14 protein-coding genes are annotated in these 15,165 nt (G+C 45.1%); 9 read left to right on the top strand and 5 right to left on the bottom strand.

Going from position 1 to position 15,165, the window contains the following annotated elements; genetic code table 11:
- The first annotated feature begins 2 nt into the window (after window positions 1-2).
- From PBAL39_RS05110 to PBAL39_RS05070, 9 genes are all read left to right on the top strand, one after another.
- Window positions 3-1,262 carry a HAMP domain-containing sensor histidine kinase gene (locus tag PBAL39_RS05110; RefSeq protein WP_232282897.1) on the top strand — a complete coding sequence of 420 codons (1,260 nt, stop codon included), beginning with the start codon at window positions 3-5 and terminating at the stop codon, window positions 1,260-1,262.
- A 143-nt stretch (window positions 1,263-1,405) separates the two neighbouring features.
- Window positions 1,406-1,840 (top strand): thioredoxin family protein, encoded by a 435-nt coding sequence (locus PBAL39_RS05105; RefSeq protein WP_039866160.1) that lies wholly within the window; start codon window positions 1,406-1,408, stop codon window positions 1,838-1,840.
- 4 nt (window positions 1,841-1,844) lie between these two features.
- Complete coding sequence (locus PBAL39_RS05100; RefSeq protein WP_039866103.1) at window positions 1,845-2,780, top strand: FAD:protein FMN transferase; 936 nt, start codon at window positions 1,845-1,847, stop codon at window positions 2,778-2,780.
- Window position 2,781: 1 nt separating this feature from the next.
- Window positions 2,782-3,012: a DUF4266 domain-containing protein gene (locus tag PBAL39_RS05095; protein WP_008239007.1), complete on the top strand. Its 231-nt coding sequence runs from the start codon at window positions 2,782-2,784 to the stop codon at window positions 3,010-3,012.
- 13 nt (window positions 3,013-3,025) lie between these two features.
- Window positions 3,026-4,234, top strand: coding sequence for a DUF3570 domain-containing protein (locus PBAL39_RS05090; RefSeq protein WP_008239005.1), 1,209 nt, complete (start codon window positions 3,026-3,028; stop codon window positions 4,232-4,234).
- Between the two features lie 108 nt (window positions 4,235-4,342).
- Window positions 4,343-5,032, top strand: a complete 690-nt coding sequence (locus tag PBAL39_RS05085) for a VIT family protein (RefSeq protein ID WP_008239003.1) — start codon at window positions 4,343-4,345, stop codon at window positions 5,030-5,032.
- Window positions 5,033-5,225: 193 nt separating this feature from the next.
- The gene (locus PBAL39_RS05080) at window positions 5,226-5,663 is read left to right on the top strand and encodes a hypothetical protein (RefSeq protein WP_008239000.1); all 438 of its coding nucleotides are present in this window, start codon (window positions 5,226-5,228) and stop codon (window positions 5,661-5,663) included.
- A 2-nt stretch (window positions 5,664-5,665) separates the two neighbouring features.
- The gene (locus PBAL39_RS25680) at window positions 5,666-7,219 is read left to right on the top strand and encodes an FAD-dependent oxidoreductase (RefSeq protein WP_008238998.1); all 1,554 of its coding nucleotides are present in this window, start codon (window positions 5,666-5,668) and stop codon (window positions 7,217-7,219) included.
- The gene (locus tag PBAL39_RS05070) at window positions 7,216-7,773 is read left to right on the top strand and encodes a DUF3891 family protein (RefSeq protein WP_008238996.1); all 558 of its coding nucleotides are present in this window, start codon (window positions 7,216-7,218) and stop codon (window positions 7,771-7,773) included. The genes PBAL39_RS25680 and PBAL39_RS05070 overlap by 4 nt, the downstream gene beginning before the upstream one ends.
- 45 nt (window positions 7,774-7,818) lie before the next feature.
- On the opposite strand, the gene PBAL39_RS05065 is transcribed toward PBAL39_RS05070, so the two are convergent.
- The 5 genes from PBAL39_RS05065 to PBAL39_RS05045 form a co-directional block, all read right to left on the bottom strand.
- Window positions 7,819-8,613 (bottom strand): SDR family oxidoreductase, encoded by a 795-nt coding sequence (locus PBAL39_RS05065; protein ID WP_008238994.1) that lies wholly within the window; start codon window positions 8,611-8,613, stop codon window positions 7,819-7,821.
- A 29-nt stretch (window positions 8,614-8,642) separates the two neighbouring features.
- A complete protein-coding gene (locus tag PBAL39_RS05060) occupies window positions 8,643-9,800 on the bottom strand; it encodes a zinc-dependent alcohol dehydrogenase (RefSeq protein ID WP_008238992.1) in 1,158 nt (385 codons plus the stop codon).
- A 193-nt stretch (window positions 9,801-9,993) separates the two neighbouring features.
- The gene (locus PBAL39_RS05055; protein ID WP_008238990.1) at window positions 9,994-12,705 is read right to left on the bottom strand and encodes a sugar-binding domain-containing protein; all 2,712 of its coding nucleotides are present in this window, start codon (window positions 12,703-12,705) and stop codon (window positions 9,994-9,996) included.
- 20 nt (window positions 12,706-12,725) lie between these two features.
- Entirely contained in the window at window positions 12,726-14,387 is a 1,662-nt protein-coding gene (locus PBAL39_RS05050) for an FAD-dependent oxidoreductase (RefSeq protein WP_008238989.1), read from the bottom strand.
- Window positions 14,384-15,163, bottom strand: a complete 780-nt coding sequence (locus PBAL39_RS05045) for a GDSL-type esterase/lipase family protein (RefSeq protein ID WP_157273906.1) — start codon at window positions 15,161-15,163, stop codon at window positions 14,384-14,386. The genes PBAL39_RS05050 and PBAL39_RS05045 overlap by 4 nt, the downstream gene beginning before the upstream one ends.
- Window positions 15,164-15,165: the final 2 nt, after the last annotated feature.

The following is a 15,165-nucleotide window of genomic DNA, read 5'->3' as shown; positions in this document are numbered from 1 at the left end:
CGATGAAATTACTGGCCCGATATAACCGGATATTAATATTGGTGAGTATAGTTGGCTTGCTGTGTATTGGACTTCTTTTTTATGGCAATCTGAGCTTTTATTTAAATAAGCAGATTGATAACAATCTGATTGAAGAGCTCATGGAAGTTCAGGATTTTGCGCATGCAAGAAATATCGCACCTGCACCTGAACAGTATCAGGATTTGGTAATTACCTATAAAAGAGCGAATCATTTTGATACGACGAAAAAATTCGCTGACACCATTTTCTATAATCCAAAAAAGCACATCGTTGAGCCAGCCAGATATCTTAAAACGGGAATAAGTATCAATGGGTTGCATTATCAGGTATCGATCTTCACATCAAAAGTGGAACGGGAGGAACAAATCAAAAGCATTTTTATTTCTATCATTTCCCCAGTATTGCTACTGGTATTTGTATTACTGCTGATTAACCGTTTTATGATCCGTAAACTATGGCATCCGTTCAGGCTGACCCTGGAGAACTTCAAAACTTTCAACTTGGATCAGGACAAACCATTCGAGATCATCGACAGTCCTGTTCATGAATTTAGAGAACTGAACCAGGCTATTCTGGACATTTCGCTACGAATCCGCTCGGATTTTCGCGAGGTCAAGTTGTTTACTGAAAATGCCTCTCATGAAATGATGACTCCTCTTGCCATCATCAATTCCAAACTGGATACGATGTTGCAGTCGGATCGTCTTGGTAAAGAAGAAAGTGAAACACTAGCCGACTTATATAAGGCGACCTCCAGGCTAACTAAATTGAACCAAAGTTTGCTTTTGCTCGTTAAAATTGATAACAACCTCATTAACAACCAGGAAGATATTGATATTTCTGCCTTGATTGTAGAAAGGCTTTTCTATTTTCAGGAACTGGTCCAAAATAGAAATTTGAGTGTGATCACCACGCTGAACCCGGTAACGCTAAAAACAAATGGTCATTTAATGGAAATACTGCTCAACAATCTGTTAAGCAATGCTATCCGGCACAACTATGAAAGGGGAAATATAGAGATAAACCTTTCAACAGATGGCATTACCATTAAAAATACCGGAGGTGTTCAGCCCCTGGATGAGGATAGAATCTTCGAGCGTTTTTATAAAGATGGCAGTTCGGAAGGGACAGGTCTTGGCCTTTCAATCCTGAAGCAGATATGCAGCCGTCAGCACTACGGATTGAAATACACCTATACAAAAAATCTGCATTGCTTTCATATTAGTTTTCAATCAAGTTAGACAACAATGAATTAGTGCGTTAACAACTTTTAACATACAACTTCATAATCTCTCCAGAATTGACAGCGAACTTGTTGTCATCAGAGTCAACCGAAAGATGTAGATCATCCATCGGAGCTTCGATAAGTTAAATGCTGAAGATTATGAAACTATTATTGGGTTCTCTACTCTACCTATTTCTCTCCCCCATTATCTGGATGGAAAATTTTAATGAAGCAAAAAAACAGGCTGTTGAATTGCACAGACCAATACTGATCAACTTTTCCGGTTCAGACTGGTGCGGTCCCTGCATTAGACTCCGGAAGGAAATCCTGGAGACTGAAGCATTTGAAAAATATGCTGCAGAACACCTGATACTCGTTCGTGCAGATTTTCCCAGACAGAAAAAAAACCGGCTGTCTGATGAGCAGATCAAACTCAACGAAGAACTGGCCGAACAATTCAATCCTGATGGAAAGTTTCCTCTAACCGTACTGACGGATGAAAATGGAAAGGTGATCAGGACCTGGGATGGCTTCCCTAACGAAGGCACAGAGGCTTTCACCAAGCAGATATCAAATTCGTTATCAAAACATTAACAAAGTGTTAGGATCTGGATCTTACCGGGAAATTGTGAAGCTGATGGGCAATCGTTTTGAGTTTAGCGCCGTCGGTGATGATAAATCTTTAGCTAAAAGGTCCATTGTCGAAGCGATAAACGAAGTGAACCGCATAGAAGCGCTTTTAACCACTTTCAGAGAAACTAGTCAGGTTAACGAAGTCAACCGGTTTGCTGGAATCAGGCCTGTAAAAGTCGATGGGGAGGTAATTGATTTGGTCCTGCGATCGCTTAAAATTTCATTGATTACTCAGGGCGCGTTTGACATTACCTATGGATCGATCGATAAGCGTCTGTGGAATTTTGATGTAAACATGACCCGCTTGCCGGACAGTAAAACTGCCTTAAAGGCAGTAAAGTTAATCAACTATGAAAACGTAATTGTAAATGTAGAAGAATCGACAATAATGCTGAAGCACAAAGGCATGCGGATTGGATTTGGTGGAATAGGGAAAGGCTATGCGGCAGATCGTGCTAGAAGTATAATGATTGCTATGGGTATCCAAAGTGGTATTGTTAACGCCGCGGGCGATTTGGTGACCTGGGGTACACAACCAGGCGGGCAGCCATGGACAATCGGCATCGCTGATCCCAACCAGCAGCAACATGCCTTTTCTACATTAAGCATCAGCAATATGGCAATAGCAACTTCAGGCAATTACGAGAAATACGCAACAATAGACGGAAAGAGGTATTCGCATACGATTGACCCAAAAACTGGCTTACCGGTGTCAGGCATTAAGAGTGTCAGCGTCCTTTGCCCCAGTGCTGAACTTGCGGATGCATTGGCAACTCCGATTTTAGTGATGGGTGTAAAAGTAGGTCTGGATCTGATTAATCAATTGAATAACGTGGCATGCGTAGTAATCGATGATGATAACAGGATGTATGCTTCAAAAAATATTAACCTAAAATACTGATATGAAATCTTCGAAAAGTATAGGTGTCACAACAGGCACAGCATTTTTGCTTTTGAGTTTACTAACTGCCTGCAGCACCGTTAAGCCCTATCAAAAAAATAAATTAAATGATTCGGAAATGGCTTTGTCAGCCAGAAAAGTGCAGAAGTTTGAGCAGAGCTTCCAACTGTACAGAGAGGGGGCTTCGGGTGCTAACGGAGGTAAAAGTGGTGGTGGTTGCGGATGTAATTAATCGGAAGTAAATTATGAAAAAGGTCTATCTGCATGTGATCATGCTTTTCCTGGGTGTCTTAAATGCTCATGGACAAATTAAAGTCAAACACAATCCATCCGATACAGGTTCTTATCAAAGTCGTAAGCTGAAGATTGATGAAATGAACCTTGTTTCTGCATATTATAACCAGAGTGGCAACAATTCTGCTGTGACGGGTGGTATAGGTACTGAAAAGCTGAGTGACCTGGCCAATACGTTCGACCTCCAGTTGTCCAAATTCAATAAAAAAGGCAAGAAGAATACTTTTCTTTTTGAGCTGGGAATAGACCATTACAGCTCTGCTTCTTCGGATAAAATAGATCCAAACACCATTTCCTCAGCTTCGGGTGCAGATACCAGAATTTACCCGTCTTTGAACTGGACACAATCCAATGAATCCACCGGAAATTCTTTTGGATTTACTGGATCGTATTCTGGCGAATATGACTACCAATCTATCGGTGCGGGATTCAGCCTTACCCGCTTATCAGCAAACAAAAACACTCAGTTTGACTTCAAGCTTCAGGCATTTTTAGATAAATGGACTGTGATTTTACCAATTGAACTGAGAGCAGGCAATGGAGAGGGGCCTAAAAGTGAAGGCACTAGTCCGCGGAACAGTTTCAGTTCTTCTTTTTCACTTTCGCAGGTCATCAATCAAAAATTACAGGCGGTCATTGTGGTGGAACCATCGTTTCAGAAAGGTCTTCTTGCGACCAAATATCAGCGCGACTACTTTACTGACGGTTCACTCCTTGCAGAGACGCTTCCTGGAAAAAGATTTAAATTACCGCTCGCGGCGCGTTTAAATTACTTCGCAACAGATCACATACTGTTGCGGGCATTTTACAGATACTACATGGACAACTGGGGAATCAGGGCTCATACTGCAGAGCTGGAGATCCCTGTGAAGTTGAGTTCTTTTATTTCCATTAGTCCCTTTTACAGATACAACAAACAGACAGGTACTCGCTATTTTGCCGGATACGGACAGCACAGTCCCGGTAGCACTTATTTTACCAGTGATTATGACCTGTCTACGCTGAACAGCAATTTTTATGGTACAGGAATCAGGATATCGCCGCCTAAGGGAGTTTTCGGCCTGCAACGCATCAGCATGCTGGAGTTAAGATACGGACATTACAGTAGATCGACCGGACTCGCATCTAACATCATTTCGCTAAACATTAAAATAAAATAAAACGGATGATTACCTGGTACAGATGTAAATCCGGAGATAACAAATCCTATCTTATACTAGAGAAATCTAAAAAACGATTTGCCAATCACATTTCAAAACAGGTAGCGTATGGAACTTGAAGAACATTATACCAACAGAAGCGGGTGGCTGCGGGCCGCTGTATTAGGGGCCAACGATGGTATTCTATCTACTGCCAGTCTTGCCATAGGCGTTGCAGCGGCGAGCACTACGCGAGAGCCAATTGTACTTGCTGCATTGGCGGGCCTTGTGGCCGGCGCCTTATCTATGGCAGCTGGAGAATATGTATCGGTAAGTTCTCAATCTGACATTGAAGTGGCGGATTTGAAGAGGGAGCAGAAAGAACTGGAAACTATACCGGAAATTGAGCTGAAAGAACTAGCCAAACTATATCAGCAAAGAGGACTTGACGAAAACCTTGCCTTACAGGTCGCCGTACAGCTCAGCGCTCACGATGCCCTGGGTGCACATGCGAAAGATGAGCTGGGCATCAACGAGATTACCCAAGCCAGACCTATGCAGGCTGCCATGGCGTCCGCTGCTTCGTTTATAGCCGGAGGGATGCTCCCCATGTTGGTATCTATCTTTGCGCCCCTTCACCTGATGATCGTATATCAATACGGATTTTCAATAGTATTCTTAGCTGTATCGGCTATCGTGGCGGCCAGGGCCGGAGGTTCCAAGATCAAAACAGCAGTTATCCGAATCTGCTTCTGGGGCACCATCGCAATGTTGCTTACTGCTCTAGTTGGTTATTTATTTGGGGTGAAAAACATATAATATACCGCCAGAACTTTTGGATGTGTTGTAGAGAAGTTTTTGAGAAACTGAAATACCAACAAATCTATTTTTTCGGGAACTGGAAAATGATGCCTCCTTTAAAGGCATAGTTAAAGTAATGGAAACCAATACTCCTAAGAGGTGTTATGAGTAAAAAACATTCGGTATACCGAATCAATAATTTACTTATGCTATGGGAAAAATAACGAATCTTATTGCCGGTCTCGCTGGCGCGGCAGCACTCAACATCTTACATGAGTCATTAAAGAATAAACGCAGTACTCCACGTATAGATTTCCTTGGTGAACAGGCCCTACAAAAAACAGTAAGATACTTTGGTGGCAACATTACAGATACAGATGATTTGTATAAAGCCACGTTGGCTGGGGATTTGATTTCAAACACGATATACTACAGCTGGATTGCATCTGCAAAAAGAAAAAATCTGTGGACTAAAGCGGTGGCCATGGGACTGCTGGCGGGAGTTGGAGCAATTACACTACCTGAACAAATGGGTCTTAATCCAAAGTCTGTAGCAAAAACCAATGAGATTAAGGCAATGACAGTTGGTTACTACGTTTTCGGAGCGCTGGTGACTGCATTAGTAAGTTCAGCATTTAAACGAAAGTAGCTATGTCAGAGCAATCCACACCTGCGCCACGCGATGGCGCCAACAACAGTGTATGGGACATCAATTCAGCACCCAGGTTAAATGTCACAGCCAACACTATCCACGAACCATATGATACCATTATTGTGGGTGCCGGAATTACGGGTGTGACGACAGCATTAATGCTGCAACGTGCTGGTCAACGATGTCTATTGATCGAAGCCTCAAAAGTCGGATTTGGCACGACTGGTGGAACTAGTGCTCACCTCAATACCTTCTTTGATGCAACCTATCCGGAGATCGAGAGCGACTTTGGCGAGGAGGCCTCTAATTTGGTTGCGGAATCTGGAAAAGAGTCGATGGCAATGATTAAACATTTTATTGACGAATATGCCATTGATTGCGACTTTGAGTACAAAGAAGGGTTTTTATATTCAGAAACTGAAAAGGAAACGAGACAATTGCTGGAGATACTGGAAGCCTCCAGGAAGGCGGGGATTGAAGTGATCGAGTCCAGAGAAAACGACGTTCCACTCGTTTTTGATAAGGCTGTTCGCTTCGCCGACCAGGGCCAGTTTCACCCTTTAAAATATATCAGGGCACTGTTAAATGAGTACCTGAAACTAAACGGGACATTGCTGGAAAATACCTTTGTACGAGAAGCAGTATATGTGCATGACCTTCATGAACTGGATGCCGGAAATTTGAAAGTCAGAGGAAAGCACCTTGTGTATGCAACTCATATCCCTCCTGGGATTAACATCATGAACTTTACCTGTGCACCTTACAGGAGTTATGTCATGGCGATAGCACTAAAGGATGATGACTATCCTAAGGGGCTTAGCTATGATTGCCAGGAACCCTATCATTACTTCCGTAGTCATGTTATTGATGGGCAGAAATACCTGATCCTCGGAGGCGAAGACCATAAAACCGGTCACGGTGATCCTGAACAAGCTTTCCGGAATCTCGAAGAATATGCCCGTCAGCATTTCAGGATTACATCCATCCCATATCGTTGGTCGTCGCAATATTACGTACCGGTTGACGGGTTACCATACATTGGTGAATTGCCGTTATCCGCATCAGGGACATATATGGCAACTGGGTTTAATGGCAATGGAATGATGTTCGGCACGTTGTCGGCAAAAATCATTAGCGACCAGATTTTAGGAATAAAAAATAAATATGCTGAACTCTTTAGCCCATCGCGGATAAAACCAATCGCAGGCTTCAGCGAGTTTGTAAAAGAAAATGCAGATGTTGCATGGCACTTTATGGCTGATCGGTTCTCTTCGGATGACCTCAACTCTTTAGCCGACCTACCTCCGGGCGAAGGGAAAGTTGTAGAAGTAAAAGGGGAAAAGCTGGCTGCCTATAAAGATGAAAATGGAACGGTAACGGCCCTGAGTCCGACATGCACCCACGCGGGATGTACAGTTAAGTTTAATCCTTCTGAAAAAAGCTGGGATTGCCCCTGCCACGGAGGTCGTTTCGACATAAAAGGAAAGGTAATTACCGGTCCTCCTCGTACGGATCTGGCACAAGTTGACCTTAAGAATACCCTGTCCTCATGATCGTAAACTATACCGAATCTGGTTGGCAGATCATCACCCAGCGATCCCATGGCCTTCTTGCAGCCCAGATTTGCGGACATTGGGCAAAAGATAACCAACCCTCACGCTGGGTAGATACGCTAATTGCAACGGCAGAACAGCACATTCAGTTCGTACACGGCACAGATCATAAGTCGGCAAACTTTATTGACCAGCTAAAAGGTAAAAGAGAAATCCTGGTTGAAATTTGCGAACACCACCAAAGAGAGGTAGGCCGGAGTTACAGCCTGCTCGAATTCTGTGATGCATTTTCATTGTTGATTTGTCAGGGTCTCATCCAGCCGGAGCAGCGAAAGATCGAAATCAGCAACGGTCCGGACGGCATCGCTTATGAGATGCATAGTGAGGGTGACCGTCTCATTGTATCTCCCTGGCCATTCGAGGTAAATTCCTTTACAGCGACCTATGAGTCACGGACATTGACAGCCCTTACGTATTCCAATACAGCGGATTTCCGCCGGGCAATCGAATCAGCTAAAACGGTAACACATATGGTCAATATTGCAAAGGCGTAATGACCAGAAGCAAAATACCTCCGGCTTCTTGCCGGAGGTATTCATTTACTTGTCGACAGGTTTTTGTTGCTCGTAAATCTGGTGTGCAACGACGCTGTCGGGCGTCAGGTTACCCATTCCAATCTGGACTTTGTTTTTGAAACCGGAAATTACCTTATCTTTTCCAGCCATCAATGCTTCGTAACCATCCCTGGCCACATCAGCCGGATCAGCCATTGCCTCTTTATCCTGTACAGCCTTGCTGTCCAACATGTCAGCTTTATTAAAAAAGTCGGTATCCGTCACACCGGGCATCAATGCAGTCACGGTTATCGCTGTGTCACGCAGCTCCTCTCGTATCGCCTCGGTAAAAGAAAGCACGAATGCTTTTGTACCGTGATAAACCGCCTGCCATGGACCTGGGGTTTTACTGGCGATTGAAGCAGTATTCAGGATCTTTCCTGAGTTTCTTGCCGTCATTTCTTTTAAGAACAGTTTGCACAACACCACCAGTGAGGAAATGTTCAGGTTGATGATATCCAGTTCTCTGTCGATATCCGTTTCTTCAAACTCTCCATAAACACCCTGACCGGCGTTGTTGACAAGTACATCAATCCGAATGCCTTGAGCCTGAAGATCAGCATAAAGCGCAAAAGCCTGTTCCGGGTCGAAAAGATCTTTTGCAATAGGAATGACACGAACGCCGTTTGCTTTCAGTTCAGTTGCTTTTATATCGAGCTGATTTTGATCGCGTGCTACAATTACCAGGTTATAAGCATCTGCAGCAAATAATTTGGCAAGTTCGAAACCAATACCACTGGTCGCCCCCGTAATCAACGCATATTTATTGATATTTTCCATGATCTAATGTTTTTAACTATTTTTTTGAATTATGGTTTGAGTACTACCTTTACACAATCATCTTGTTTTTCGTCGAAGATTTTGTAAGCGTGAGCTACTTCACTTAATGGCATGGTGTGGGTGATGATGTCATCCAATACGACCTTTTCTTCTTTTACCAAATCAATCAGGGTATCAATATAATTTAGTACCGGCGCTTGTCCTTGTTTGATGGTCAGTCCCTTATCAAAGATTCTGAACAATGGAAAATTATCATATGGACTTCCGTAAACGCCCAATATGGATACTGTACCGCTACGGCGAACGGCTTCGAAGCAAAGATCCAGCACCTTCATACTCCCCTTTTCAAAATTGACGGTCGCTTTTAATTTATCGATAAAGTTGCGTTCAGGCTCAAATCCTACCGCATCAATGCATACATCAGCTCCCCTGCCGGCAGTCATCTCGCGTATGGCTTCCACGACATCCACTTTGTGCGGGTTCAGGGTATCTACTTTGTTCACGGCCTTTGCTTTCTCCAGACGGTAATCCAAAGGGTCAATGGCAATCACCCTGCTCGCGCCGTGCAGCCATGCTGCTTTTTGTGCCATCAGTCCTACCGGACCTGATCCAAATATCGCCACGACCTCACCGCCTTTCATCTGCGCCCAGTCGACACCAGACCATCCGGTAGGAAAAATATCTGTCAGGAACAGTGCCTGCTCATCAGTAATGTTTTCAGGAATGATCCGCGGGCTTACATCCGCATATGGGACGCGTACATACTCGGCTTGTCCCCCGGAATAACCGCCATAAAGGTCAGTATATCCAAATAAGGCCGCGCCCTTTTGATCCATCATGTCGCCATTGGGCCCGTAATGTTTATAATTGGAATTCTCGCAACTTGGAGAAGCGCCATGGTTACAGAAAAAGCAAGAACCGCAGGCGATAGGGAAAGGAACAATTACGCGATCTCCCTTTTTGAGATTTTTAACCTCTGCGCCGACTTCCTCGACAATGCCCATAAACTCATGCCCCATCACCATATCTGTTGTTTGTGGCACTGCCCCGCTCAGGATGTGCAGGTCTGAACCACAGATAGCGGTAGAGGTTACTTTTAAGATGATGTCTGTCGCCAGTTCGATCCTCGGATCGGCCACGGTAGTGTAGCTGATGTCGCCAGGTTTGTGAAATACTGCTGCTTTCATAATGATGTTTTTATAGATATTAAATCAACACCGCAAAAAACGATCTGTTTAGAAAAACTTAGCGTATCCGGAAATGTAACGAAAATGAGCAGACCATGCGATATTTCCCTAAGACATCACATGTTATTGTCAGGATTTGAAGGAGGAATGAGCCATCCAGGTAGTTTTATCAACTATACCTGGATGGTTCTCATTAAAACACGGATTGGTCTGGTGCATTAAAGCTGTCAACACTAAGCTTTACCGTTTTGTCTTTCAGCGCGAACCCTGGGATTTCTATGCGGACAACTTTCTGCTCGCCTGGCAACAGGTTGAAAAAGTTGTCGGTATAAAATGCAGGTTGTATACTTTCAGCATTCTGATCAGACAACTTCAGCTGTGTGAAGAAAGAAAGCGAATTCCCCGTATTGGTAACGGTCGCAGTGATGATTATTTTATCATCCAGCAATTGTTGTTTACGCTCCAGCTTTAGCGTTGCAGGAGCAAGATTGTTGAGCTCCTGAAAGCCAGAAACTGCAGGCCCGGTCATTGTCCAGGCCCCTTTATACACATCCTTTGAACGCCAGTAGAAGGCGTCTGCAACCTGATTTCCTTTTTCATCCTGTAACGTAAGTTTGATGAAATGTACAGAGGAGATGTCTTCAGGAAATACCAATTTCAGTGCGTCCTTCACCAGGCCATCTTCCGGAATGTCTATTTTCTTTTCCAGACTAAGCAATACCTTGCTGTGGATGTCATAAACCGCAGCAGTCAGCTGATAATCTTTAAAAGAACGTCGGTAATCGTTATAAACAGAAATGGTATTCTTGAGGTAATCAAACTGGGGATGCAAAGGAGCAAGTCCGTTCTGAGAGTAATAAAGTCCGGCTGTAGGCTCCAGAAACCAGTCATAAAATCTGGCTGAAGTTTGGGGCAGCGGACTGTTATGATACCAGAACAGCAGACCTGAAGCAAAACGGTCGCCATACCCAAATTTATTATAGTTCCACACTTCCCAGATCGAGCGGAAGTTCATCGCACCTACCATCTGTGCCTTCCTGGCATAGTCGGCCAGACTGGAAGGTTTACCAAATTGTTCCACAGCCTCCCGGTATTTGGTCGTGACCTGATGAAAACCACCCCCATCCATGTAATTCCAGACCGTGTCATTTGCCGGCCAGAGGTCCTTAGCAGGCATCAGTTTCATCAGGGATGACAATATCGGAGCGATGGGTGTACCATATTCCGGATTAAAACCATCTACCCTGCTCCCCCTTTTAGAAGCCGTATTCTCAAAATACTGCATTGGGTTCTCATATTTATAAGGACTGCCGTCGTGTATCCCACAGCATTCCGACTGCGTCTGGTAACCTTTCTGCGGATCCAGGCGATGGATGAGTGCGGCTGCTCCCGGAAGTTCGGTAGATTCGTTCGCCGACACGTAATAGGCTGAGGAAGCGTGATTGCGCACCCTTTTCACCGTATTTTCCATATTTTTAAAGTAAAGTGCCGTATCTGTCGGGAACCTTGTATCGCCGGTGATCCAGAACTCTGTCCATACCATGATCCCCATCTCATCACAAAGACGGTAGAAATAGTCGGACTCCGCGATCCCTCCGCCCCATAACCTCAACAGATTGATTCCGGCCTGCCTGGTATACCTCAACTCAGCATAAGTTCTGTGCTCAGTATTTCTGAGCATTGCTTCCGGCACCCAGTTCGATCCCCTTATAAATACAGGATGACCGTTAACGAGAAACCTCCGCGACTGGTCGGGGGTGTTCTGATCGGAACTGATTTCCCTGACGCCGAATTTCGTTGAAATCTGGTGACTGGCGGCACCGGCGACTGCGAACTTCAAATTCAGGGAATATAGATTTTGTTGTCCTTTATTTAAAGGCCACCATAATTTCGGACGAACAAAATGAAGCTGCCTAAAATCCGAAGGATCAAAGGTGACGATTTTCCTCTCGTTGGCTTTCAGTGATACTATTTTCTGGAGATGTACACCAACCTCCGGTATGTCTGCAGAAAGCGTTCCCTTTTGCATTTTGCCGCTGGCATTGTAAACCTCCACACTAATTGTTTCCTGTGACGCCGTAGTATCCGGCAGGTTCATTTTGGTTTGCACAAAGGGGTGTTCCAGAATAACTTCACCGGTGGCGTAGAGCTCAACATCCTTCCAGATACCCGTATTTCTGTCCCTGATGCCGTCAGGTGCAGTAAAGTCCCATCCGACAGACATCAGCATGGTTACGTTTTTACCAATCTGTCCATCACCCCCATTCCCATTCTCTCCGATGGCCCCTGCCCGCACTTTCCCCGCCTTGTTGCTGGATCCGGGCACATCAACAGGATCAACCTTTACGGCAAGTACGTTCTTTTCTGTCCTGCTGGCCAAGGCCGTAATGTCAAATGCTTCCGCATTAAACATCCCCGCCATTTTACCGATCGGTTTCCCATTTAACCAAATGTCACAACGATAGTTGATCCCATGAAATTTCAACCAGATTTTCTTGCCTTTAAAAGTGTTTGGAACGCGAAATTCAGTCCTGTACCAGTACTTGTAGAAGTCGGGTCCGGCCTGCTCCATATCAGGGATCAGTTTGCGCTCCTTCCTGTTGTTGTCTCCATAGTAAGGCTCGGGATAAACATGATTAGCAACAAGACTGGTCAGCACCGTACCTGGTACTGTTGCCGGCATCCAGCCTGTGGTGTCATATCCAACAGCAGACATGACCTTTTCTGTCGTGTTTACCTCGCTGGCTTTCCTGAATTTCCAGGGACTACCGCTCTGAGGAGTGTCGTTAGAGCGGAGGAATACCGAGTAAGGCGAAGAGGGGTTACTGAGTGCGGGCTTTTGCGCATGGGCGTAGCCATTGTAAAAATATGCTCCAATAAGGGCAATCAAATATTTTACTTTCATATAATTAAATCAAGGATCAGCTATTCATTAAGTAGCGTCAGTTGCTGCTTTTGTTTCAATAATAATTCTTTTAACAGTTCATATTTGACTTCGTGAACCGGGATACGGCCGTCAATTGCAAGGGATGCCGCTGTGGCTGCAGATTCCCCGAGGATCATAAACACTGGCTCCATACGCACAGAACCATAGGCAATGTGAGAGGCAGACAAACAGACCGGCACCAGCAGATTTTTACATTCTTCTTTTCCCGGTACCAGAGCCTCATAGGAAATACCGTAGGGACGTGGGGCCTTTACACCGATATCCCCTTCGTTCTGCACATATCCCTCGGCAGTAACGTATCGTTGTACATTGTGGGAATCCAGCGCGTAGGATCCCATCCCCACAGGATGAGGAACTGTCTTTTTTCCCAGCACGTCACTTTCAGTGACTACATAACCGCCAACCATACGCCTGGCTTCCCTGATATAAAGCTGATAAGGCCAGCCTTCATTATCCCGGAATTCGTCTTTAGATAATCCCCATTGCTGAAGCTTCTTTTGGAGGTCGGAGGGTACAGACGCATCATTTGCCATAAAATACATCAGTCCTTTTTGATAATCTTCATGCGCTTTGACGATTTCTCTTCTACGCTCATAAGACGCTTCGGGGTAATCGTAATTCATCCCTATAAAATCAGTGCTGAAAGGACCATGGTTATTGACATCCGTTTTGCGGTTTGGAATGGCGTCGTACTTATTGAAGAGATCTCTCCAGCCCTGCCGGAATACCCTCGTCAGCAGCTCGTAATGTTCAGGCTGGTAGTTGTCAGGTTTGGAAAATGCAATCCTGTTGTCTGGCTTATCCGTAAGGCACATCCGGTAACAGTAGGCCTGCAGTTTTGCGTCAGCCGTTCCGTTCTCAGGAGGAAGATCGCCGGAAATACCGGCAAGCAACCCACTGCTTTTATCACCGGCAATGCGGTAAGGATCTACGGCCGCCTTAAAATGGTGATCATGCTGAAACACACCTTTCTGAACACCGTTCCACTGCTCTCCATATTGGCTGTTTGCCTCACGGCCAATGTGGTAGCTTACTTTGGCTGCTGCCATAAGGTCTCCTTCATACGTTGCATCAATAAAAACCTTGGCGCTGAACTTCTTGCCACTCAAGGTAGACATGGATTTGATGTTCCCGTCTTTCATAATCAGCCCATTTTTCCTGTCCAGCCATTCATTACGGTACACTACCAGTTTGTTTTCTCTTACAAAATCTTCCATAATGCGTTCCGCTACATGAGGTTCGAAGATCCACATGGTGCGGTCGGCACCGTCAATGGCCGGTGTTCCCTGGCCCTTGTTGCCGTATTCAGACCGCTTCTGCCATACCCAGGCACTATCGCGACTGTAGTGGAGGTACACACGATGGTAAAACTCACGCGCCAGTCCGCCGATTACTGATTTGTTGCCGGTATCTGTAAAGCCGAGCCCCGAGGAAGACATGCCCCCCAGATGAAGATCCGGAGAGACCACAATGACCTTCTTTCCCATCTTCGAAGCTTGTACAGCAGCGGTAATGGCTGCCGGGGTACCGCCATAAATGATGATGTCTGCCGTATAATTTTTCTGTCCTGTATTTGCTGGGCTCCCCTGCCAGAATAGTGTAAGCAGGAGAAAGGTCAGTAATGTTCCAATTCTGATCATAAGGCTTTCTGGTTTAATAACTTGTTGAGGAATGCGGGATAACTGTTACGGTCGATGGACCCATCTCCGTGTGTGATGCTGTCTCCAAAACATACGATGTTGCTTGTTGGCAGCTGATAGTCAACAATATAGTCATACACGCTGAGGCCGATAAAGCGGTAGCCATTTGCTGTCGGGTGGATGCCATCCGTTTTATTTGAATTCGCTTCATTTTGGATCAGGGAGTCCTGATCTGTCCCCACTTTGCCGATGGCCAGGAACCGCAGCTCCATGTCCAGCAATGCCGCTTTATATTTCGCTGCGACCTCCCGGATTACTTTGTTTACTTGACTACGCCGTACTGTTACCCCCTCTGGCTGATAAAAAGCAGCAGGGTGCCGCGTCAGTAAATAGGGTTCATAAGCAGGAAGGATCGTCATCATCAGCAGTTTACTCCCTGATTTTCTGATTTTCTTTGCCAGCGTCTCCAGGTTGGTTTTATATTGTTCGAGTGGGACATGTTTTACGCTGTTCATGTCGTTTGTGCCCACCATCAATATCGTTAATGCCGGATCATGCATCAGACAGTCCTTATCGATTCTTTTCAGCAGGTCGACGGTATTGTTACCTCCAATTCCGGCATTGATGACCTGATCATTGTTGCGCTCACTTGCAGCAGCAGCAGTTCGTTGATGATCATCATTTCCTGAATGAGAAGTAATGGCAAGTAAAGGACTGGTAACAACAGCCGAAGCTATCGTTACCAATCCATTTTTAACAAGTTGCCTTCTGTTCATAT

The sequence above is a fragment of the Pedobacter sp. BAL39 genome, from assembly GCF_000170795.1.
Classification (GTDB): Bacteria; Bacteroidota; Bacteroidia; order Sphingobacteriales; family Sphingobacteriaceae; genus Pedobacter.
This window is presented reverse-complemented; position numbering and strand designations above follow the sequence as displayed.

Coding starts and splice junctions, on each gene's coding strand:
- PBAL39_RS05060 (WP_008238992.1), bottom strand. CDS start 9,800: ATGAAAGCAGCAGTATTTCACAAACCTGGCGACATCAGCTACACTACC.
- PBAL39_RS05055 (WP_008238990.1), bottom strand. CDS start 12,705: ATGAAAGTAAAATATTTGATTGCCCTTATTGGAGCATATTTTTACAAT.
- PBAL39_RS25680 (WP_008238998.1), top strand. CDS start 5,666: ATGTCAGAGCAATCCACACCTGCGCCACGCGATGGCGCCAACAACAGT.
- PBAL39_RS05070 (WP_008238996.1), top strand. CDS start 7,216: ATGATCGTAAACTATACCGAATCTGGTTGGCAGATCATCACCCAGCGA.
- PBAL39_RS05080 (WP_008239000.1), top strand. CDS start 5,226: ATGGGAAAAATAACGAATCTTATTGCCGGTCTCGCTGGCGCGGCAGCA.
- PBAL39_RS05085 (WP_008239003.1), top strand. CDS start 4,343: ATGGAACTTGAAGAACATTATACCAACAGAAGCGGGTGGCTGCGGGCC.
- PBAL39_RS05065 (WP_008238994.1), bottom strand. CDS start 8,613: ATGGAAAATATCAATAAATATGCGTTGATTACGGGGGCGACCAGTGGT.
- PBAL39_RS05110 (WP_232282897.1), top strand. CDS start 3: ATGAAATTACTGGCCCGATATAACCGGATATTAATATTGGTGAGTATA.
- PBAL39_RS05090 (WP_008239005.1), top strand. CDS start 3,026: ATGAAAAAGGTCTATCTGCATGTGATCATGCTTTTCCTGGGTGTCTTA.
- PBAL39_RS05045 (WP_157273906.1), bottom strand. CDS start 15,163: ATGAACAGAAGGCAACTTGTTAAAAATGGATTGGTAACGATAGCTTCG.
- PBAL39_RS05050 (WP_008238989.1), bottom strand. CDS start 14,387: ATGATCAGAATTGGAACATTACTGACCTTTCTCCTGCTTACACTATTC.
- PBAL39_RS05095 (WP_008239007.1), top strand. CDS start 2,782: ATGAAATCTTCGAAAAGTATAGGTGTCACAACAGGCACAGCATTTTTG.
- PBAL39_RS05105 (WP_039866160.1), top strand. CDS start 1,406: ATGAAACTATTATTGGGTTCTCTACTCTACCTATTTCTCTCCCCCATT.